Genomic DNA, 21,282 nt, shown 5'->3' with positions numbered 1-21,282 from the left:
TATGGAAAATCAAACAGTAAACGAAGGAAAAACAATGGCAATCATAAGTCACTTATGGATTATTGGACTAATCATTGCTTTTTTTATGAACAACAGTAAAAAGAATTCTTTTGCTAGTTTTTACATCAAACAAATGATTGGCTTAAATTTAATTCAACTTTTAAATGGATGGATTATTTATAAATTTGTTGGAATGACAGCGGGTTCTATTGTTGGTATTCTTTTATTAGTTTTATGGGTTATTTCACTTATTGGAGCTGTTAAAGGAGAAGAAAAAAGCATTCCTGTAGTTGGAGATCAGTTTCAAGAATGGTTTAAAAATATATAATCAAAATAAAAAATATAGTATACAAAATGAGTGATTTACATTATCTGGTAAGACAACCAAAAACACCTACAGAAAACCCACCTTTACTGGTTTTACTACATGGATACGGAAGTAACGAACAAGATTTATTTTCTTTTGCAGAAGAATTACCAGATACTTTACTAATAATTAGTGCACAAGCTCCTTACGCTATGGCTGCTGGGGGCTACGCATGGTATGCTATAAATTTTGATGAAATAAATGGTAAATTCTCAGACCTAGAACAAGCTAAAGAATCTATTGATAAAATTGCTCTTTTTATTGACCAAATAAAGGCAAAATACAACACAAACCCAAATAAAACTTTTTTATTAGGTTTTAGTCAAGGTGCTATATTAAGTTATTCTTTAAGCTTCTTTTATCCTAATAAAGTACAAAATGTAATTGCTTTAAGCGGTTATATTAATACAGAATTATTACCAACTACTATTTCTAAAGATATTAAAACCAATTATTACTGTTCTCACGGAACGGTAGACCAAGTTTTACCTATAGAATGGGCTAGAAAAAGCAAGCCTTTTTTAGATAATTTAGGTTTTAATAATGAGTACTCAGAATACCCTGTTGGACACGGTGTAGCACCACAAAACTTTTACAGTTTTAAAACTTGGATTGAACAACGATTATAGGTTTTATTAAAACTTAAAAATATTTCTTATTACTTTAAAAAAAATAATAAGAAATATTTTTACTCTTCTTACCGAACTTTCATTAACTATTTTAGTGAAAACATTCTCCATTTTAAAACACTAAATTCATCAAAAACTATAGATACAATTAAACTATCTTTGCATTAAAAATATATCAATGCAGTTTTCTGAATTACCTTTACATAAATCTATTTTAAAAGCAGTTGCTGAAGAGCGCTTTCACACACCAACCAAAGTACAAGAAAAAGCAATTCCATTAGTTTTAGCTAAAAAAAATATAATTGTTTCTGCACAAACAGGTACTGGTAAAACAGCAGCTTTTGCATTACCTATTCTTCAACTTTTGTTAGAAAAAGAAGAGGAAGATATAAAAGACAAGAAAATAAAATCTTTAATTATTACGCCAACTCGTGAGTTAGCCATACAAATACTAGAAAACTTTGTAAGCTATGGAAAATACACAGATTTAACAACCACAGCTGTTTTTGGAGGAGTCTCTTTAGAGCCTCAAAAAGAAATATTAGCAAATGGTGTAGATGTTTTAGTAGCAACTCCTGGAAGATTAATTGATCTTCAAATGCAAGGAAACATAGACTTAAGCGCTATTGAAATCTTTGTACTAGATGAAGCAGATTTAATGTTAGATATGGGGTTTATTGCTGATATTAAAAAAATAGAAGCTTTATGTCCTAAGAAAAAACAGACCTTGCTTTTCTCTGCTACAATTCCAGAAAAAATAGACGAATTAGCAAAAAGGATTCTAAAAAGCCCTGTTAAAGTAGAAATAAACCCAGAGGAAACAACAGCAAAAAACATTGGACAGTTATTATATTATCTTCCCAAAAAGAACAAGACCGATTTATGTTTACACTTGTTGAGAAATACCATCAATGGGAAAATAATCATTTTTAGACGTACAAAATTTGGTGTTGACAAACTAGAAGAATCTTTACTTAAAAACGGATATAAAGTTACCAGTATTCATGGTGATAAAACCCAAGCAATTAGAAATAAAGCTATTGAAGATTTTAAAAATAAAAAAGCAAATATTTTAATAGCTACTGATGTTGCCGCACGTGGAATTGACATTACAAATGTAGATGCTATTATTAATTTTGATATCCCTAACATACCAGAAACCTACATTCATAGAATTGGAAGAACAGGTAGAGCAGGAAAATCTGGAATAGCTTTCTCTTTTTGTTCTCCGGATGAAAATGCATACATTAAATTAATTGAAACTTTAATTGAAAAACCAATTAAGGTAATCGCAGAACATCCTTACCCAATTGCTCCACCAAAACATAGAAAAAAACAACCAAATACGGTTAGCAAACACAGTAAAGGAAGAAAATCTGAAGCTTCTAAAAAGAATAAAAAACGTTGGTATTAAATTTTAAAATACCTTATTGAACATATTAAAAGATACACCATCAAAAAACCCAAGTTTTCACTTGGGTTTTTAGGTCTTTAGAGAAAAAAGTTCAATTAATTATCTAAATCATTTATCGTTATAATACTTTTATAGAACAACCTATTGCTCTTGTTGTTGTTTTTGATGGTTTTTTACCTGCTAACAAAGCATCAATCACATTTTCTACATATTTTTCTGTTACAGCATCTTCATCTCTAGAGCTATTATCTATAGCTCCAATATATTCAACTTTCATAGCAGGCTTACTCACAATAAATACGTGTGGAGTTTTAGTTGCACCAAACTTTGGATATACTTTCTGACCTTCATCATACAAATAAGGAAACGTAAATCCTTTTTCTTTAGCTCTAACCTGCATATCCTCAAAACTATCTCCTTTAGATGCCTTCGGATCATTAGGGTTTATAGCTATTACAGGATATCCCAATTTTTTATATTTTTTATCTAAGGCAATAATTCTATCTTCATTTGCAATAGAATACGGACAATGATTACAGGTAAAAATAATAACAAACCCTTTTGCATCTTTATAATCAGATAAAGAAACCATTTTATTATCAATATTTTTCAAACTAAAATCAGCCACGGTATCTCCTACTTGGTAACCTCCATTATTTTTTACCGTAAAAGCACTTGCCACAACAACTACTAGTAATATTAAAATTGATCTTGTAAATTTCATAAGGTTTTTATTTTAAATTTATAAAACGGATTGCAACTCGGTTTCTAATTTTTCATAATCAAAAGATTCTTCGTAAAACTTTCTACTTTTTGCATTATAAATTAAGGTTGCAGGCAAAGCACCAGACCAAGTAGTATCTATTGCTTTTATCCAAACATCTTCATTTACATCATTTAACAAAACCACTTTAGATTGCAAATTATTTTTATTGATAAAAGGTATTAATCTTTTATCTATTTGTTTCGGAAAATCTAAACTTACCAAAATAACTTCTACATTTTTAGTTGCATATTCTTGGTTTAATTTTTCAAAAGCAGGCAATTCTTTTACACATGGTGCACACCAAGTTGCCCAGAAATTAACAACGTAAGTTTTACCATCATTTTTTTCTAACAAAGGTTTTAATTCATTATAAGTGTAAGACTTAACAGAGGTTACTTTCTGCGAAACCTCTTTTACTTCTTTGTCTTTACAAGAAAACAAAAGACCTAAAAACAAGAAGGAATAAAAACATTTTTTTACCATACCATAAAGCTACAAAGAAGAATTCTTACTAAAAAACAATTAACGAATCATTAACAAAAAAGCCTCATAAAAATAAATTTATGAGGCCTTTAATTATAAGTAAATAAGCTTTTTATTAGAAAATATCGTTTAAAATTTTAGCCAAACGAATTCCTCCTTTTTGCAACTGAGTTCTTACAGTTCCAAAATAATCATAAGAATATCTATATTTTAAATTTTCACCAACTTTTACAGAATTGTACACTTCTTTTGTAGTTTCATGAACTTCATCTACCCAGTCTACAAGCGTTCCTTTTTCAATAGCTTTAATTTCTTTTTTTGATAAATCTTCTGCATTATTAGCCAATTCTATATAACTCATATTCCATTCTTCAATCATTTTAGAATCCCAAACAGTGTGTAAATTAGTACCATTACCAAACCACTGAACCTGTATACCGTTTCCTCCTTTATCTTCTCTTTGCCCAATATGCAATGGCTGATGTAAATCTCCCACTAAATGCACCAACATTTTTAAGTAAAACACTTTATCTTCTTCTGCGCTATTCTCATCTTTTAAAACTTGAATGCATTTTTGAATTCCTGTAACTAAATCTCCTTTAGGATTTTTTTCTGCATTTGCATACTTTTCATCCAAATCCATATTTACATAATGCCAAGAATAAAATTCGTTGTATTTTTTATCTGATTTTATCTCATCACCAAACGTAGCTACAAAGGCTAAACTTTGCCCTTTTAAGAGTTTATCTATTTTTCTTTTGGCTTTGTTTGTTAAATGTTTTTCTGCAATTTTACCTGTAGTTCTATGACCTGTTGGGCCCCAAAATACCGTTTCTTCTGTTGAAGGTTTTGAGAAAAAAAATAACGATATCATTAAAAATATTTTAATATTCATCTTATGCTTTTAAAATTAAGTTGCTACAAATTTATAAAAATAATCATCACCAATTTTGGAAATAACAAAAAATATAGTATATCTTTGTGATATCATTTTAATATCATAATAAATAAAACTCATGAAAGAAGAAAAAATTATTAAACCCGCAAACGGTTATTTAATGTTATTAATCGTTATATTATTATTTTTTGGAGGAATTGCCTTAACTGCAATCAATAAAACAATTCTATTTTTATTGGTTTCTTTGCTTGGTTTTATTGGCTTTTTCGGATTTCTCTTGGTTAACCCGAACACCTCTAAAGTAATTTTATTATTTGGTAAATATGTGGGTACTATAAAAGACAACGGTTTGTATTGGGCAAATCCACTATTTAGAAAAAAAACAATTTCATTAAGAGCTAGTAATTTTGATAGTGAACGTTTAAAAGTGAATGATAAATTAGGGAACCCAATCATGATTTCTACAATTTTGGTTTGGAGAGTTACAGACACTTATAAAGCAGCTTTTGATGTTGATAATTACGAAAACTTTGTACGTGTACAAACCGATGCTGCCGTTAGAAAATTAGCAAGTATGTATCCTTATGACAATTTTGCTGACGAAGGTTCTGATGAAGATATTACTTTGAGATCTAGTGTAAATGAAGTTTCGGAAGCTTTAGAAAAAGAAATAGACGAGCGTTTATCTATTGCAGGAATAGAGGTTTTAGAAGCACGAATTGGATATTTGGCCTATGCGCAAGAAATTGCTTCTGCCATGTTAAAAAGACAACAAGCTACCGCAATTGTTGCTGCAAGACATAAAATTGTACAAGGTGCTGTAGAAATGGTAGAAATGGCTTTAAATGAATTAAATAAAAAACAAATTGTTGAGTTAGATGAAGAACGTAAGGCTGCAATGGTAAGTAATTTATTGGTTATTTTATGCGGTGATAAAGAAGCTTCTCCTGTTGTTAACGCAGGAACTTTAAGTCATTAATTAGTAGTTCGTAAAGCTAAAAAAACAACAACTTCACAACTTTTTTTACTCTAAATCTTTGTGCTTTTGCAGGTCAAAAGCTCAAAAACAAAAAATAAAATACATGAAAGAATATAAATTTTTAAAACAAAAAGTAAGTTGGTCTAATAGCCAAAATAATTTTGAGGACGCAATTAACGCTCATGCTAAACAAGGTTGGCGCGTAATTAACGTATACTCCAATGTAAATGGAGGTGTTTATGCGCTTTTAGAAAAAGATAAAAACAGATAAAAATGAAAATTTTTAAAGAAGAACAACGTTTTAGACAAACTTGGTTGATTATCTTGTTAGTTATTAGTTCAATTGCCCCTATAGCAATGATGCTGAAGAAATACTTACAAAAAAACACTACACTAACCACCCAAGGATTTGTAATTACAATTGCAGTTATTTTGGTTTCAGTTACCACAATATTCTTCTTTAAACTAACCACAAGAATTGATGAAAAAGGAATTCATTACCAATTTTTTCCGTTTCACTTTTCAGTAAAAATGATTCCTTGGCGTGAAATTTCTAAAGCTTATGTAAGAAAATATCAACCGATAACTGAATTTGGTGGTTGGGGAATAAGAAGAGGATTTTTCTTTAATAAAGGAAAAGACAAAGCGATAAATGTTTCTGGTAATATTGGCATTCAATTAATTCTTAAAAATGGAGAGAAATTATTAATTGGTACACAAAAAAAAGAAGAAGCTACAAGAGTTTTAGAAACTTATAAAAATAAATTAACATGATTCGTTTTAGCACCTATTTAATAATTACATTTTTTGGAACCTTTATTTCTATTGCTCAGATAAAATCTGAAGAAATAGTGATAAAAAATGAAGCCATAGAACTTCCAGGAACCTTAACCTATACAAATACAAAGGTTCCATTAATTATTTGGGTGCATGGATCTGGTAATGTAGATAGAAACGGAAATCAATTTCCAATAATTAAAGCCAATTATATTAAACAATTTAGAGATGCCATCAACAAAGAAGAAATTGCTTTTTTTAGTTATGATAAAAGAACTGCTACTAAAAACAACACCGCTTTTTTAAAAGGCACCAAAATTGTAGATTTTTCACTTGATATAGAAAAGGTAATCTCTCATTTTAAAAATGACAAACATTTTTCTAAAATTATTTTAATAGGTCATAGTCAAGGTTCTTTAATTGCAATGATGGCTGCTAAAAATATTGACAAATATATTTCTATTGCAGGCGCAGGAGAAACCATTGATAAAACCATAATAAAACAGATATCAAAGAATAATGCCACCTTAGGTATTGCTGCTAAAAAACAGTTTGATACTTTAAGAATAAAAGGAAAAATAGAAGTTGTAAATCCATTTTTAATGAGTGTATTTGCAAAACAAAATCAAGATTTTTTATATTCTTGGATGCAAATAAATCCTTTAGAAAAAATAAAAGAATTAAAAATTCCGAGTTTAATTATTAATGGTAACAAGGATTTACAAGTACAAATTGAAGATGCTGAAGCTTTGCATACTGCAAACTTAAATTCTAAATTGGTTATTATAAAAAATATGAATCATGTTTTAAAAGACATCCAAAAAGAAGAAGACAATCTAAAATCGTATTATTCATCAGAATACCCAATATCAGAACAATTAATTAAAACAATCGTTTTATTTATAAAAAAGTAACATGGCTAAAAAAAAGGCATTCGCGTTGCGAGTTAATGAAGACATGATTAAAGCTATTGAAAAGTGGGCTGCAGATGAATTTCGTTCTACAAACGGACAAATAGAATGGATGCTTATGCAAGCTCTTAAAAATGCAAAAAGAGAACCTAAAAAGAAAGAAGACAATAATTAATGTTGATACAAAAAACAAAGTAACCTATCTTTTAAAAGAACACTTAACACATCTAATTAATAAAAATAAACGCTCATTTTTTACGGAGCATTTTCTATTTTGTATATTGCCTTCTTCTTAAAGTTAAATGCAAAAAAACTATTTTCTCTAAATAATTTATGACTAAAAATATAATTCTATTTTGTTTATTAATTATAGGCTTCAAATTTTACGCTCAAACACCATCCGAAGAAAATAAACTAGGAACTTGGTACATGTATAATGGCACATATAAAATTTCTAAAAAAATAAAACTTAAAACAAATGCCCATTTTAGATATTATGAACTGGCTAGCGAATATCAACAAGAAATTTATAGATTAGGTATCAATTTTACTTTTAATGATAAAATTAATGTTACAGCGGGTGGCGTATATTCTATAACAGACACTTCCTATAAGACTACTTCTCCTAATTTATATGAATATCGGTTTTATCAAGATTTAAACATCAAAAATAATTGGAGAGATATTCAGGTAAAACACCGCATACGTTTGGCGCAAAGATTTAAAAGAAAAAACTTTAAAAATGAGGTAACGCATAGAATACGGTACGGTTTATTTTTAAACTACCCTATTTCTAAAAATTATGAAATATATACTTTTAATGATCTTTTTATAAAGTTTGTTTCAAAAGCATATGGTCAAAACAGAACTGGTTTTGGCATGCTTAAAAAATTAAGTGAAAATTTAAAACTAAAATTAGGTTATTTTTACACAAAATTTACAAACAGCAGCCTACATAGAATGCAATTAGGTGTTATTTTAAACACAGACTTTACTAAAAAAAACATATAAAATATGACAACCCCTATTTTTACAAATGATGCAATCGTTTTTGGAATCTTAATGCTATCACTCGGTTTTGTTTTTTACACAGAAAGCAAAACAAGTGGTTTTTGGTACAAGTTCTACAAGATTGTACCTGGTTTATTTATGGCGTATTTTATTCCGGCTATTTTTACCACATCTGGCATTATATCCCCAGAATGGGAAACTTTAAACACCGCAGGCGAGGTTATTAAAGGAAAATCTCAATTATATTATATTTCTAGTCGTTTTTTATTGCCTGCTGCTTTAGTTTTAATGACGTTAAGTATCGATTTAAAAGCAATTTTTAACTTAGGCTCTAAGGCATTAATTATGTTTTTTACAGGAACCGTAGGCATTATAATTGGTGGGCCCTTGGCTATTTTATTAATTTCTGCTTTCTCTCCAGAAACAGTTGGTGGCGCAGATTTTGATGCTGTTTGGCGTGGTCTATCTACACTTGCAGGAAGTTGGATAGGTGGTGGAGCAAACCAAACGGCCATGTTAGAAATTTACAAATACAACCCTGCAAAATATGGAGGAATGGTGTTTGTTGATATTGTTGTTGCCAATATTTGGATGGCTGTTTTATTAATAGGTATTGGTAAAAAAGATAAAATTGATAAATGGCTTGGTGCAGATACTTCTGCCATAGAAGAGTTAAAAGAAAAAGTTTCTAACTTTGCTCAAAAGGTAAAAAGAAACCCATCTGTTACAGACTTAATGATTATTCTAGCCATAGCTTTTACTACTGTTGGTTTTGGTCATTTTGCATCGGGATATTTAAGTTCTTTTTTTAGCCATTTAGTTGCAGGAATAGAATCGGAAACATGGAGAAATATTTTCACTTTTTTAGGCTCTGGTTTCTTTTGGTTGATTAGTATTTCTACAATTATTGCCATTATCTTATCTTTTACAAAAGCTAAAAATTACGAAGGTGCAGGAGCTAGTAAAATTGGAAGTGTTTTTATTTACATTTTGGTTGCCACTATTGGTATGAAAATGGATTTAGCAATGATTTTTGACAACGTAGGCTTAATTGCTATTGGTTTGGTTTGGATGTCTATACACGCTGGTTTATTAATTTTAGTTGCCAAACTAATAAAAGCTCCTTACTTCTTTTTAGCCGTAGGTAGTCAAGCAAATGTTGGTGGTGCAGCCTCTGCTCCTATTGTAGCGCAAGCATTTCACCCTTCATTAGCAACTGTTGGTGTTTTATTGGCGGTATTTGGTTACGCTATAGGAACAATTGGCGCCATTTTATGTACCATTTTAATGGAATTATCAGCTACACTTTAAATAAAAATAAGCATATTTGCAGACGGAAAATATTAAATTTATGAAGAAAATAATTACACTTTTAGTCCTATCTATTTTAATAGTAGCTTGTTCTTCTAAGAAAGAAGGAAACATGATTGTAAAAGGGCAAATTAAAGGTCTTAAAAAAGGAACTTTATACCTTCAGAAAATGAAAGACACCCTTTTAGTTTCTGTAGACTCTGTAAACTTATTAGGAAGTGATCAATTTACTTTAACGGACAACGTAGAATCGCCAGTATTGTATTATTTAACTTTTGATGGAAATACAACAAACAAAAGAATTCTATTTTTTGGTGAAAAAGGAAACATTACAATTAACGACAACGTAGAACAATTTGGATTTAACCCAGAAATTTCAGGCTCAAAAAACCAAGAAATTTTAGATAAATACAATAAAATTAAAAGACAGTTTCAAAACCAGCGTTTAGAATTTATTCAAAAAGATTTTAACGCAAAAAAAGAAAATGACGAAGCTTTAGTGAAACAACTAGAAAAAGACTATCAAAAACTAACAAAAAGAAGAGTTTTATTTACCACTAACTTTGCAATTAACAATGCAAACACAGAAGTGGCTCCTTATATTGCTTTAACAGAAATGTATGATGCTAGTTTACAAATGTTAGATACTGTTAACAACTCTTTATCTGAAAATGTAAAAAATTCTGATTACGGAAAACGCTTTCAAGAGTATCTAAACAAAATTAAAAGCAAATAATATTTACGCTTGTTTTATTAGTACTGCTGTTTGTTACCTATGTTTGCAATAGAAGAATTTTACTTTAAAAATGATATAGAATGGCGTAATTGGCTGTCTAAAAATCATGATTCTTCTAACGGAATACATCTTATTTTTTATAAAGTAGATCATAAAAAAGAATCGATGCGTTGGGAAGAGGCTGTAAAGGTTGCCCTATGTTTTGGCTGGATAGATGCTACCGTTAAAAGTTTGGGAGATGGAAAACGCAAACAATATTTCTGCCAAAGAAAACCTAAAAGTGTTTGGAGTGCTGTAAATAAAAAGCATATTAAAAATTTAATGGCTGATGATTTAATGCATCCAAAGGGTTTAGAAATTATTGAAATTGCGAAACAAAATGGCTCTTGGACTGCTTTAGATGATGTTGAAAAGGGAATTATTCCTGAAGATTTACAAATTGAGTTTGATGCTAATAAAAATGCTTTTACTAATTTTAAAAACTTTGCACCTAGTTACAGAAAAGGATATCTGTATTGGTTACAACAAGCCAAAAGAGAAACTACAAGAAAAAACCGAATTATAGAAATAATTCGGTTTTGTAATCTTAATATTAAATCTCGTAGCAATCGATAATTGCTTATAAACCACTTATAAAATTACCATAAGGATCTTTAAATTGTGTGCCTTCTGCAAATCTATATTTGCTTAATTTTTTAAATTCAACCAACGCCCATAATACAAATTCTTTCATAAAATAAGTATCCGCTTCATTTAAGTTTGGTTGGTATTCTTTAACAAAAGCATCTAAAGGCTTCACTTTATCTAATTCTGCTTTGTACTGTTCTTCTGTAAAATCATCTAACAATTCAAAATCTTCATCAGCATTAAAAAACCAAGAAATAATGTCATCATACGGAGTTTCAGCATCTTGCTTTTCTAATTTTTTAATCTCAGGAAAGTAGTTTGGAAACAACGTTTTAACAGCATTTTTAATTAAGGTTTCTGCAACTACATGTGCACCTTCTTGTTCACCTTCGTACACCAACTCTACCTTACCTGTAATAGCGGGTATAATTCCGTCAAAATCATTTAAACGAACCATTGTTTTTTCATCACCAGAAAACAAGGCTCTTCTTTCTGCTGTACTTAATAAATTCTCAAAAGCAGAAATACTTAAACGTGCACTTACCCCACTTTTAGCGTCTACATATTCACTTTCCCTTGCTTCAAACACAATTTGTTCTAACAAATCTTTAGCTAGTTCTGGTACTGTAATAAACTCTTTTTGAGAACTTGTATTATTCGCTTCTTGTTGTGTAATCGCTTTTGCGGTTTTTATATCTGCTGGATAATGCGTTAAAATTTGCGAGCCAATTCTATCTTTTAAAGGCGTAACAATACTCCCTCTATTGGTATAATCTTCTGGGTTTGCCGTAAACACAAATTGCATATCTAAAGGCAATCTTAATTTAAAACCTCTAATTTGAATATCGCCTTCTTGTAAAATATTAAACAAGGCAACTTGAATCCTAGCTTGTAAATCTGGCAACTCATTAATTACAAAAATACACCTGTTTGCTCGTGGAATCATTCCGTAATGAATTACTCTGTCATCTGCATAAGACAATTTTAGATTTGCCGCTTTTATTGGATCTACATCACCAATAATATCTGCCACAGTTACATCTGGCGTAGCCAATTTTTCTGCAAAACGTTCATCTCTGTGCAACCAATAAATAGGTGTAGCGTCTCCTTTTTCTTTAATCAACTCAACGGCAAACCGAGAAATAGGGTTTAAAGGATCATCATTAATTTCAGAACCTTCTACTACAGGAATATATTCGTCTAATAAATTTACCATTAATCTAGCCAAACGTGTTTTTGCCTGTCCTCTTAATCCTAATAAATTAATATTATGCTTACTTAAAATAGCACGCTCTAATTCTGGAATTACGGTATTCTCGTAGCCATGAACTCCCTTAAAAACGGTTTCTTTACTCATTATTTTACGAATAAGGTTTTCTCGTAACTCGTCTTTAATAGATCTAGATTTGTAACCAGACTTTATTAATTCTCCTAATGTTTTTATATTTTCTAAATTCATGTTTTTGTTTTAGATGCAAGAAAAAAGATACAAGAAAAGAGATAGCACTCATCTTCTTTTATCTTTATTCTAGTTTCTTTTTTAACCTTTAATTCTCTTTTTTCTATTTGTTTCGTAATCTTCAAAAATCATTTCTCCCAAACCTTTTAACCCTGTATAAAATGCTTTTCCTTGATTGGCTTGTGTAAACGCTCTTACAAATTGCATTAAATACGGGTCTTGTGCAATCATAAAAGTGGTAATAGGAATATGTAATTTACGGGCTTGTTGTGCCATTGCATAACATTTGTTTACAATATACTTATCTAAGCCATTACTATTTTTATAATATTGACCATCTGGTAAACGCAAGCAACTAGGTTTACCATCGGTAATCATAAAAATTTGTTTGTTGGTATTTCTTTTTCTTCGGAGTAAATCCATTGCCAATTGCAAACCTGCTACTGTGTTGGTATGATAAGGACCTACTTGTAAATACGGTAAATCTTTAATTTTAATAGCCCAAGCGTCATTACCAAAAACAATAATATCTAACGTGTCTTTTGGGTAACGCGTAGTTATTAATTCTGCCAACGCCATGGCAACTTTTTTTGCAGGTGTAATTCTGTCTTCGCCATACAAAATCATAGAATGACTAATGTCTATCATTAAAACAGTGCTCATTTGACTTTTATGCAGCGTTTCTTCTACCACCAAATCATTTTCGGTTAAATTAAAATTATCAATTCCGTTATTTATTTGAGCATTTCTAATGCTTTCTGTCATTGATACTTTGTCTAACGAATCTCCAAATTGATAATTTCTAAAGTCTCCTGTATGTTCATCTCCAATTCCGGGAGATTTACTTTTATGATTTCCAGAACCACTTCTTTTTATGTTACCAAAAATATGTTTTAATGCTTGCTGTCTAATGGCACGTTCTGTTTTCGGAGTAATTTTTGTTCCTCCGGTTCCATCACCTTTTATTTCTTCTTTTATATATCCTTTCTTCTTTAAATCTTCAATAAAATCATCAATGGTATAATTCTCATCCGTTAATTTATACTCTTTATCTAAAGAACGTAACCAATCAATGGCTTCATCAAAATCGCCAGAAGTATAGGTAATCAATTCCTTAAAAATCTCGAATAGTTTTTCGAAAGGAGATTGATTTTCTGCTTCATAGGTTTTAAAAACAAAACCTTTTCTTTTTTTGTTATTTTTCATCACTATAAAAATACGCTTTTAAGCAACGTCTAAAAAAGGATTAACATTAGTTTAATATATCTGGCTATAAGTTTGTTTTATAAAACACTAAAAAGATTCAACAAAATTTAAGTATCTTTACTTTATGTCAAGAATATTAATTACCGGAGGAACAGGACTTGTAGGAACAAGACTAACAGAAATGCTGATTGCTAAAAAGCATGAAGTAGTAATTCTTAGTAGAAACCCACAAAACAAAAACGAATTTAAATGGGATGTTTCTGCCAATTATATTGATGAAAAAGCACTCATAGATACCGATTATATTATTCATTTGGCGGGTGCAGGAATTGCAGATAAACGCTGGACAGAAGAAAGAAAGCAAGTAATTATTGATAGCCGAGTTAAAACGGCTAATTTACTTTTTAATAAAATAACTGCTCTAAATGTTCATTTAAAGGGATTTATTTCGGCCTCTGGTGTTGGCTATTACGGAGCCATTACTAAGCAAATTACTTTTGAAGAAACAGATAACGTAGGTACAGACTTTTTAGGTGATGTTTGCCAAAAATGGGAAAATGCAGCCCATCAATTTTCTAAAAAAGACATTCCGGTAACTATTTTAAGAACAGGCATAGTTTTATCTAAAAAAGGAGGTGCTTTAGAAAAAATGAAAACACCTATTATAGCTCCTTTAGGTTCTGGTAAACAATTTTTACCTTGGATTCATATAGAAGATTTATGTTTAATTTATATCAAAGCCGTAGAAGAGAACTTTACAGGAATTTTTAATACTGTTGCACCAGAACATCACACAAGTATCACTTTTTCTAAAGAATTGGCCAAAAGCATTAAAAAACCTTATTTAGGTATTGGTGTCCCTGCATTTATCTTAAAACTGTTATTCGGTGAAATGGCCAATATTCTTTTAGAAGGCAGTAAAGTTTCGGCAAAAAAAATCGAAAAGAACGGATATTCTTTTCGATTTAAAACACTTAAAAAAGCGTTAGATAATTTATAATACTTCTTAGAAAGTAGATGTAATATTTAAAGCAACCTCACTCCATGTTTTAGAAACCCCATCTGCACCTTTATGCAAATCTAAACAAGCTGTATTTAAAGAAGCTAAAGCAGCACCTGCATTCCATTTTGTAATATCCATGGTACCTGTTAAATTAAAAACATTACCAGTAATAGTATATGTAAAAGCTACTTTTTCTGTAACTCCATTCATTTTAATTTCTGCTACACCATTAGTATCATCTGTTAACAATAACTTCCCAGAAAGTAATTTGGTGTTCTCCATAATACCAAAAAAGAATTTTTTAATTTTAAAATCTCTACTTGTATCTTTTGTAAAAACACTGCTTACAGGAATTGAAAACTCAGTATTATTAATAGCTTCTTTAATAGAGTTTCCTTCTCCGCCTGAAATAATATCCACTTTTTTAAACTGACCACCAACAGGCACTTTGTCTGTAGTCTTATAAGCAACAAAGTTAATTTCGTTTTGCGCTTTCTCTAAAGAAAAAGCTGCTGTACTTTTTTTAGTTTCAATTTTATCTTCTGTTTTCTGTTCAGATTTTTTTTCTGATTTACAAGAAGAAAAGTTAAATGCTATAACCATTAATAATGATAAAATTACTACTTTTTTCATGACGTCTTTATTTATTATTATTTAAAACTACTTTTGCTAATTCTATATATTCTTTTTTTGCTTCATCAGATTTCATTCCGTTTAATTGCATCCAAGCATTTAGCTTAAAAGCATTTACAACATTATGCTCATCATTAAAAGAAAATTTATTTCCAAAGTTTGCCTGCTTATTGTACGCATAAAACTTTAACTTAATATCCGGAGCAATGGCTTTTCCTAATTTAGAAATTTTATAGAAAGCTTCATTAAACTCTTTGTCTAAATCAGATTCCATATAACTATTTTTCTGCTATTACCTGTACTCCACCCTTAACCTTGTCTCCTAAAGCAACATTTAACTTTGTACCTAACGGAAGAAAAAGGTCTACTCTAGATCCAAATTTAATAAAGCCTGCATCAGCACCTTGTACTGCGGTATCACCTACTTTTGCATAGTTAACAATTCTTTTAGCGAGTGCTCCTGCTATTTGTCTGTATAAAACGTCTCCAAAAGCTGCATTATTAACAACAACTGTAGTCCTTTCATTTTCAGTAGATGCCTTTGGATGCCATGCAACTAAATATTTTCCTGGATGATATTTACTATATTTTACTATTCCACTCATAGCATACCTTGTAACATGTACATTAATTGGAGACATAAAAATAGATACTTGTAATCTTTTTCCTTTAAAGTACTCTGGCTCTTCTACTTCTTCTATAACAACAACCTTACCATCAACAGGTGCCACTAAAACATTTTCATTTAATGGAGCCACTCTTTTAGGATTTCTAAAAAATTGTAGCACAATAACTAAAAAAGCAATAATTAAAATCTGAATAGCTTTAACCAACCACGCTATCTCTAAAAAATAGTCTGCTAGTAAAATACCTACAATTGATATTATAAACGTAATAACAATTATTTTATATCCCTCTTTGTGAAAACGAATCATACTTAAATTATAAAATTAATATACAAATATACAAATGGTGCTGCAAACAACAAACTATCTAATCTATCTAAAATACCACCATGACCAGGCATAATAGTACCACTATCTTTTATATTGGCATGTCTTTTAAATTTAGATTCTACTAAATCTCCAATAGTACCAATTACACTTACTATCACTGAAATTACTAACCAATTTACTAACGTAAAATCTAAACAAAATTTACTAATAATAAAAGCCGCAATTAGCGAAAAAACCAAACCGCCTAAAAACCCTTCTTGTGTTTTTTTAGGTGAAACGGAAACAAATAACTTTCTTTTTCCAAAATTTTTACCCACTAAGAAAGCAAAGCTATCATTTACCCAAATCATAACAAGAATGGCTATGATTAACTGTGGGTTATAAACTCCTTTATGAATAGGCAAAAGAATTAAAAAAACCATAGAAAATATGGCATACCTTATTAACAAACCTAATTTAGATCTCTCATCTGTAAAAGAGATTTCTTTTTTTGTAAATAAATTATAAATAAGAGATAAAGACGAAAGTATTGTAATTCCTAAAACAAAAACAACAGCATAGCTTTCTGGTCTTTTTAACATTAAAAACAATGTTAAACAAAAGAAAATATACCCAATAAAACCTTTAAATTTAATTAGTTTAGAAAACTCCCAAACACATAATAAACCAAATATAGCAGTTAAAATGACATACGATTCTTTCGAAAAAAGAATCGCTGATAAAAAAATTAAAACGTAAATTATGCCTGAAAGACTCCTTCTTAAAAGGTTACTCATATTATAAATCTTCTAATAGCAGCAAATATAAGTTTTTTGAGTTACTGTTACCGTAGTTTAAGAAATTATCATCACTTTTATTGATCTTATAATTTTTTACAGCAGAAATATTTGTGGGTAAATTCCCCTTGTGATGTATTTTAATACCTGTTAACCCTTGCCCCATATCTTTAACCAACTGACTTGTAGTTGCGTAAACAATAAAGTTTTGTGGCATTTCAGATAACTTTGTACTTTTTAACTGTCTTGAAGAAAATAAAATATCGCCATTATCTGCTATTAAATGTTCGCAATTTAAGAAAACAGGAATCTCTGAATTAAAATTTTTATATATTGTTACATCTTCTTTATTAAAAAAAGAAGCTAGTTCATTATCTAAAAGCGTTAATTGTTTCCAATTATTCTCTTTTAAAATGTTTTTTAAGTTATCTATAACTTCAGATTCCTTTAAACAATATAAAAACTTACCTCCTTTTTCTACAAAATTATGCACGAACAAGTCGTCCAAAGAAAGATCTACTTCTTGTTTTTGGATTTCCTTATCTTCCGTAACCGGTATATTGAATAACTTTTTAAAAAAATTCATTTAATAAATATTTTATTTAAACCAACTATCCTCGAGGCATCGCTTCGAGGATAATTCATTTTATTTTGAAATTAAGATCAAAATCAAAAATCTGTATTTTAAAATACTTGTTTTCAAAGTAATTAATCACAACAGAAACACCGAAGTATTACAACAACGAATTCTTTTTGATTAAAGATATTTATTTTTCAGTAGTAGGCTCTACAGAAGTAACATCTTTCTTTTCTTCAATTATTTCAGCTTGAACATCATCAAAAGGTCTTTTTCCAAATATCTTTTCTAAATCATTTTTAAAGATTACTTCTTTTTCTAATAATAATTCAGCCAAAGTGGTTAACTTATCTCTATTATCCCCTAATATTTGAATCGCTCTTTCGTATTGCGCTTCAATCATTTTAGAAATTTCTTTGTCGATGCTCTTTGCAGTATCCTCACTATAAGGTTTTACAAAACCATCGTTACCAGAAGAATCATAATAGGTAATATTCCCTAACTCTTCATTTAATCCATAAACGGTAACCATAGCTCTTGCTTGTTTGGTTACTTTTTCTAAATCACTTAAAGCTCCTGTAGAAATCTTATCAAACATTACTTTTTCTGCAGCTCTACCTCCCATGGTAGCACACATTTCATCTAACATTTGCTCTGTTTGCACAATCATTCTTTCTGCTGGCAAATACCAAGCAGCTCCTAAAGATTGACCTCTTGGAACAATCGTTACTTTTACCAATGGAGCAGCGTGTTCTAACATCCAACTAATGGTTGCGTGCCCTGCTTCATGAAAAGCAATTACTTTTTTCTCACTTGGCGTAATTACTTTGTTTTTCTTTTCTAAACCTCCTACAATTCTATCTACAGCATCTAAGAAATCTTGATGATGTACTGCTTTTTTACCATTTCTGGCAGCAATTAAGGCAGCTTCATTACACATATTAGCAATATCTGCTCCAGAAAAACCAGGCGTTTGTTGTGCTAAGAAACCAATTTTAACATCTTCTGCTAATTTTAATGGTTTAATATGAACTTCAAAAATTTCTTTTCTTTCGTTGATATTAGGTAAGTCTACATAAATTTGTCTATCAAAACGACCTGCACGCATTAACGCACTATCTAAAACATCTGCTCTATTGGTTGCTGCTAATACAATAACATTTACATCGGTACCAAAACCATCCATTTCTGTTAGTAATTGATTCAACGTATTTTCACGCTCATCATTACCACCCGTCATACTGTTTTTACCACGCGCTCTACCAATAGCATCAATTTCATCAATAAAAATAATAGAAGGCGATTTTTGAGCTGCTTGCTTAAACAAATCTCTTACACGAGAAGCACCTACACCTACAAACATTTCAACAAAATCTGAACCAGATAAAGAGAAAAAAGGAACATCTGCTTCACCAGCAACGGCTTTAGCCAATAATGTTTTTCCTGTTCCCGGAGGGCCTACTAATAAAGCTCCTTTTGGTATTTTACCTCCTAAAGAGGTATATTTTTCTGGGTTTTTTAAGAAGTCTACAATTTCCTGTACCTCTTCTTTAGCTCCTTCTAAACCTGCTACATTTGCAAACGTAGTTTTTACTTTAGTGTCTTTATCAAATAATTTAGCTTTCGATTTTCCGATGCTAAAAATTTGACCGCCACCACCAGATCCACCAGCGCCACCAGACATTCTTTTCATAAAAAACAACCAAACTCCTATTAATATAATGAATGGTAAAAAGCCTAAAATAGTATCAAAAATACTTGTTTTATTCTCGTTTTTTATATCAAAATCTAAACCATTTTCTTGTCTTGATTTTTCTATATTATTTTCAAAATTTTGTAAATCACCAAAATTATAATCATAAAAAGACGATCCTTGTGTATAAAAAGCAGAATTAATTGTCTTTCTGTATCGCTCTTTCTTTTGAGCCTCTTTTTTGATATAAATTTGAGCGATATTGTTATTTAAAACAACAATTTTAGAAATATCGTTCTCTTTTAAAATCTCATTAAACTCATTTTTTGAAATGCTTTTAGTAGCTAAATCTCCGCTACTAAAAAACTGAAAGGCCATTATTATAACAAATATTGCACCATATATCCAATACGCATTAAACTTAAATTTAGGCATATTCGAATTACTATCTTTCTTTAAATCACTCATTTACTTAAAAAATAAAAAAATTAAACTGATTTTATCTCTGTTATTTTTGCATCACCCCAAAGACTTTCTATATCATAATACTCTCTAATGTGTTTTTGAAAAATATGAACAGCAACGTTTACATAATCCATTAAAACCCACTCAGAGTTTGTTTGTCCTTCTATGTGCCAAGGTTTGTCTTTAAGCTCTTTGCTCACTATTTTCTGAATAGAACCAGCAATTGCATTTACTTGTGTATTTGAGTTACCAGAGCAAATTATAAAATAATCGCATACAGTATTCTCTATATCTCGTAAGTCTAATAATTGAATATCTTCCCCTTTAACTTCATCAATCCCTTTAATAATTAAAGCAATTAAATCATCTGCACTTACTTGTTTTTTTGTCATTAACTTTTTTCTATATTTAACGCAAAGTTATTATTTTTTTGCGAGTATTTTATGTATTATTACAGTTGTTTACACTTTATTTAACACTTGAAAATAATCAAACTTAGTGCCACCGATTCTACAAATTCTTTTTTAAAGGATTTATCTCAAAATTCTCCCTTAGAGAATTTTACTACTGTTGTTGCCATAAACCAAACCAACGGAAGGGGTCAGCAACAAAGTAAATGGGTATCTGAACCTTATAAAAACCTAACGTTCAGCACTTTTATCTCTTTTAAAGATTTAAAAGTATTTCAAAAAAAATATTTAAATTTTGCTATTTCCTTGGCTATTTATGATGTTTTATTGACTAAAAATTTAGCTAAAATTGCTATAAAATGGCCAAACGACATTCTGTCAGCAACCCATAAAATTTGTGGAATTTTAATAGAAAATACTTTTTCTGGAGATAAAATTAAGAATTCTTTTATAGGAATTGGCCTAAATGTGAATCAAGAAATTTTTCCGGAGCACCTAACTAACGCCACATCTTTAAAATTAGAAACCGGTTTAGAATACAATTTAGATCGTTTACTAAATACTATTTTGGTTGCATTTCAAAAAAATATAAAATTATTAGAAAGGCAAGAATTTGATTTTTTAGAAGAGCGATACCTCAACGTTTTATACAAAAAAAACACCCCTACTATGTTTAAAAATAGTAAGGGCGAAATTTTTATGGGTATTATTTTCGGAATTTCGTATCACGGAAAACTACAAATTCAATTAGAAGATGATCGCATCCTAGAATTCGGAATTAAAGAAGTTTCTTTTCTTTAAAGCTTTCCGATATTTTCTGTAAGGGTATCTACAAATTTAGTCAATGGTTTTTTTATCATCATTGCCATCATAGCATTAAACTCACCATCAAATTTTAAAGATACTTCCGTTTTATTTTCTGACAACTCATTAATATCCGCAGACAATGTAAAAGGTAATTTACTACTTGCTGCCCCTAAAGTAATGTTAGAAAATTCTGTTTTTTCTTTTAACACCAATCTAATTTCTGGCATCCCCGGTAATCCAAATATAAAAGAATCTCCATCTACCTCAAACTTTTGAATGTTCTCTGGCATTATTTCTTTAAAATTCTTCAAATTTGTAAAAAAAGTAAATACTTCTTCGGCAGATTTATCTATGGTTACTGTATTTCCGTTAATATTCATCTTTTTTA

The 21,282-nt window shown here is 29.9% G+C and carries 27 protein-coding genes; 14 read left to right on the top strand and 13 right to left on the bottom strand.

Annotated features, from left to right (window positions below; translation table 11 throughout):
- Position 1: 1 nt before the first annotated feature.
- The 3 genes from WG951_RS15830 to WG951_RS15820 all read left to right on the top strand — a co-directional run bounded on the left by WG951_RS15830 (position 2) and on the right by WG951_RS15820 (position 2,410).
- Positions 2 to 328, top strand: a complete 327-nt coding sequence (locus WG951_RS15830) for a DUF4870 domain-containing protein (RefSeq protein ID WP_105047911.1) — start codon at positions 2 to 4, stop codon at positions 326 to 328.
- A gap of 26 nt (positions 329 to 354) precedes the next feature.
- Entirely contained in the window at positions 355 to 996 is a 642-nt protein-coding gene (locus tag WG951_RS15825; RefSeq protein ID WP_105047910.1) for an alpha/beta hydrolase, read from the top strand.
- Between the two features lie 178 nt (positions 997 to 1,174).
- Entirely contained in the window at positions 1,175 to 2,410 is a 1,236-nt protein-coding gene (locus tag WG951_RS15820; RefSeq protein WP_105047909.1) for a DEAD/DEAH box helicase, read from the top strand.
- Positions 2,411 to 2,528: 118 nt separating this feature from the next.
- Here the strand turns inward: WG951_RS15820 and WG951_RS15815 are convergent, their stop codons facing one another.
- From WG951_RS15815 to WG951_RS15805, 3 genes are all read right to left on the bottom strand, one after another.
- Entirely contained in the window at positions 2,529 to 3,134 is a 606-nt protein-coding gene (locus WG951_RS15815; protein WP_105047908.1) for a thioredoxin family protein, read from the bottom strand.
- Positions 3,135 to 3,152: 18 nt separating this feature from the next.
- Entirely contained in the window at positions 3,153 to 3,659 is a 507-nt protein-coding gene (locus tag WG951_RS15810) for a TlpA disulfide reductase family protein (RefSeq protein ID WP_105047907.1), read from the bottom strand.
- A gap of 115 nt (positions 3,660 to 3,774) precedes the next feature.
- Positions 3,775 to 4,554, bottom strand: a complete 780-nt coding sequence (locus WG951_RS15805; RefSeq protein ID WP_105047906.1) for a S1/P1 nuclease — start codon at positions 4,552 to 4,554, stop codon at positions 3,775 to 3,777.
- A gap of 121 nt (positions 4,555 to 4,675) precedes the next feature.
- On the opposite strand from WG951_RS15805, the gene WG951_RS15800 reads away from it, so the two are divergent.
- The 9 genes from WG951_RS15800 (at position 4,676) to WG951_RS15760 (ending at position 10,897) form a co-directional block, all read left to right on the top strand.
- Entirely contained in the window at positions 4,676 to 5,536 is an 861-nt protein-coding gene (locus WG951_RS15800; protein WP_105047905.1) for an SPFH domain-containing protein, read from the top strand.
- A 103-nt stretch (positions 5,537 to 5,639) separates the two neighbouring features.
- Positions 5,640 to 5,807, top strand: a complete 168-nt coding sequence (locus WG951_RS15795; RefSeq protein ID WP_105047904.1) for a DUF4177 domain-containing protein — start codon at positions 5,640 to 5,642, stop codon at positions 5,805 to 5,807.
- Between the two features lie 2 nt (positions 5,808 to 5,809).
- A complete protein-coding gene (locus WG951_RS15790) occupies positions 5,810 to 6,310 on the top strand; it encodes a hypothetical protein (protein WP_211296693.1) in 501 nt (166 codons plus the stop codon).
- Positions 6,307 to 7,227 (top strand): alpha/beta hydrolase family protein, encoded by a 921-nt coding sequence (locus WG951_RS15785; protein WP_105047903.1) that lies wholly within the window; start codon positions 6,307 to 6,309, stop codon positions 7,225 to 7,227. Before WG951_RS15790 ends, WG951_RS15785 begins: the two co-directional genes overlap by 4 nt.
- A gap of 1 nt (position 7,228) precedes the next feature.
- Positions 7,229 to 7,399 carry an Arc family DNA binding domain-containing protein gene (locus WG951_RS15780; protein WP_105047902.1) on the top strand — a complete coding sequence of 57 codons (171 nt, stop codon included), beginning with the start codon at positions 7,229 to 7,231 and terminating at the stop codon, positions 7,397 to 7,399.
- A gap of 158 nt (positions 7,400 to 7,557) precedes the next feature.
- Positions 7,558 to 8,235, top strand: a complete 678-nt coding sequence (locus WG951_RS15775) for a DUF2490 domain-containing protein (protein ID WP_105047901.1) — start codon at positions 7,558 to 7,560, stop codon at positions 8,233 to 8,235.
- 3 nt (positions 8,236 to 8,238) lie between these two features.
- Positions 8,239 to 9,546 carry a DUF819 domain-containing protein gene (locus tag WG951_RS15770; protein ID WP_105047900.1) on the top strand — a complete coding sequence of 436 codons (1,308 nt, stop codon included), beginning with the start codon at positions 8,239 to 8,241 and terminating at the stop codon, positions 9,544 to 9,546.
- A gap of 40 nt (positions 9,547 to 9,586) precedes the next feature.
- On the top strand, positions 9,587 to 10,282 hold the full coding sequence (locus tag WG951_RS15765; RefSeq protein ID WP_105047899.1) for a DUF4369 domain-containing protein: 696 nt from the start codon (positions 9,587 to 9,589) through the stop codon (positions 10,280 to 10,282).
- 39 nt (positions 10,283 to 10,321) lie between these two features.
- Positions 10,322 to 10,897 (top strand): YdeI/OmpD-associated family protein, encoded by a 576-nt coding sequence (locus WG951_RS15760; RefSeq protein ID WP_105047898.1) that lies wholly within the window; start codon positions 10,322 to 10,324, stop codon positions 10,895 to 10,897.
- Between the two features lie 4 nt (positions 10,898 to 10,901).
- Here WG951_RS15760 and WG951_RS15755 read toward each other — a convergent pair whose 3' ends face one another.
- On the bottom strand, positions 10,902 to 12,368 hold the full coding sequence (locus tag WG951_RS15755) for a magnesium chelatase (RefSeq protein ID WP_105047897.1): 1,467 nt from the start codon (positions 12,366 to 12,368) through the stop codon (positions 10,902 to 10,904).
- 81 nt (positions 12,369 to 12,449) lie between these two features.
- The gene (locus WG951_RS15750; protein WP_105047896.1) at positions 12,450 to 13,574 is read right to left on the bottom strand and encodes a vWA domain-containing protein; all 1,125 of its coding nucleotides are present in this window, start codon (positions 13,572 to 13,574) and stop codon (positions 12,450 to 12,452) included.
- A 124-nt stretch (positions 13,575 to 13,698) separates the two neighbouring features.
- Between WG951_RS15750 and WG951_RS15745 the strand changes: the two genes are divergently transcribed.
- On the top strand, positions 13,699 to 14,574 hold the full coding sequence (locus WG951_RS15745; protein WP_105047895.1) for a TIGR01777 family oxidoreductase: 876 nt from the start codon (positions 13,699 to 13,701) through the stop codon (positions 14,572 to 14,574).
- Between the two features lie 6 nt (positions 14,575 to 14,580).
- Here WG951_RS15745 and WG951_RS15740 read toward each other — a convergent pair whose 3' ends face one another.
- From WG951_RS15740 to rsfS, 7 genes are all read right to left on the bottom strand, one after another.
- Positions 14,581 to 15,210, bottom strand: a complete 630-nt coding sequence (locus tag WG951_RS15740; protein ID WP_105047894.1) for a YceI family protein — start codon at positions 15,208 to 15,210, stop codon at positions 14,581 to 14,583.
- Positions 15,211 to 15,217: 7 nt separating this feature from the next.
- The gene (locus WG951_RS15735; RefSeq protein ID WP_105047893.1) at positions 15,218 to 15,484 is read right to left on the bottom strand and encodes an acyl-CoA-binding protein; all 267 of its coding nucleotides are present in this window, start codon (positions 15,482 to 15,484) and stop codon (positions 15,218 to 15,220) included.
- Positions 15,485 to 15,488: 4 nt separating this feature from the next.
- Positions 15,489 to 16,145, bottom strand: coding sequence for a phosphatidylserine decarboxylase family protein (locus WG951_RS15730; protein ID WP_105047892.1), 657 nt, complete (start codon positions 16,143 to 16,145; stop codon positions 15,489 to 15,491).
- A 2-nt stretch (positions 16,146 to 16,147) separates the two neighbouring features.
- A complete protein-coding gene (locus WG951_RS15725; RefSeq protein ID WP_105047891.1) occupies positions 16,148 to 16,942 on the bottom strand; it encodes a phosphatidate cytidylyltransferase in 795 nt (264 codons plus the stop codon).
- Between the two features lies 1 nt (position 16,943).
- The gene (locus tag WG951_RS15720) at positions 16,944 to 17,528 is read right to left on the bottom strand and encodes a hypothetical protein (protein WP_105047890.1); all 585 of its coding nucleotides are present in this window, start codon (positions 17,526 to 17,528) and stop codon (positions 16,944 to 16,946) included.
- A 181-nt stretch (positions 17,529 to 17,709) separates the two neighbouring features.
- Positions 17,710 to 19,680 carry an ATP-dependent zinc metalloprotease FtsH gene (gene ftsH / locus WG951_RS15715; protein WP_105047889.1) on the bottom strand — a complete coding sequence of 657 codons (1,971 nt, stop codon included), beginning with the start codon at positions 19,678 to 19,680 and terminating at the stop codon, positions 17,710 to 17,712.
- 20 nt (positions 19,681 to 19,700) lie between these two features.
- Positions 19,701 to 20,069: a ribosome silencing factor gene (rsfS, locus tag WG951_RS15710; RefSeq protein WP_105047888.1), complete on the bottom strand. Its 369-nt coding sequence runs from the start codon at positions 20,067 to 20,069 to the stop codon at positions 19,701 to 19,703.
- A gap of 87 nt (positions 20,070 to 20,156) precedes the next feature.
- On the opposite strand from rsfS, the gene WG951_RS15705 reads away from it, so the two are divergent.
- A complete protein-coding gene (locus WG951_RS15705) occupies positions 20,157 to 20,888 on the top strand; it encodes a biotin--[acetyl-CoA-carboxylase] ligase (protein ID WP_105047887.1) in 732 nt (243 codons plus the stop codon).
- On the opposite strand, the gene WG951_RS15700 is transcribed toward WG951_RS15705, so the two are convergent.
- Complete coding sequence (locus WG951_RS15700) at positions 20,885 to 21,274, bottom strand: orotate phosphoribosyltransferase (RefSeq protein WP_105047886.1); 390 nt, start codon at positions 21,272 to 21,274, stop codon at positions 20,885 to 20,887. The two genes, WG951_RS15705 and WG951_RS15700, sit on opposite strands and share 4 nt — an antisense overlap.
- Positions 21,275 to 21,282 lie beyond the last annotated feature (8 nt).

The sequence above is a fragment of the Polaribacter butkevichii genome (genome assembly GCF_038024105.1).
Taxonomy (GTDB): Bacteria; Bacteroidota; Bacteroidia; order Flavobacteriales; family Flavobacteriaceae; genus Polaribacter; species Polaribacter butkevichii.
This window is presented reverse-complemented; position numbering and strand designations above follow the sequence as displayed.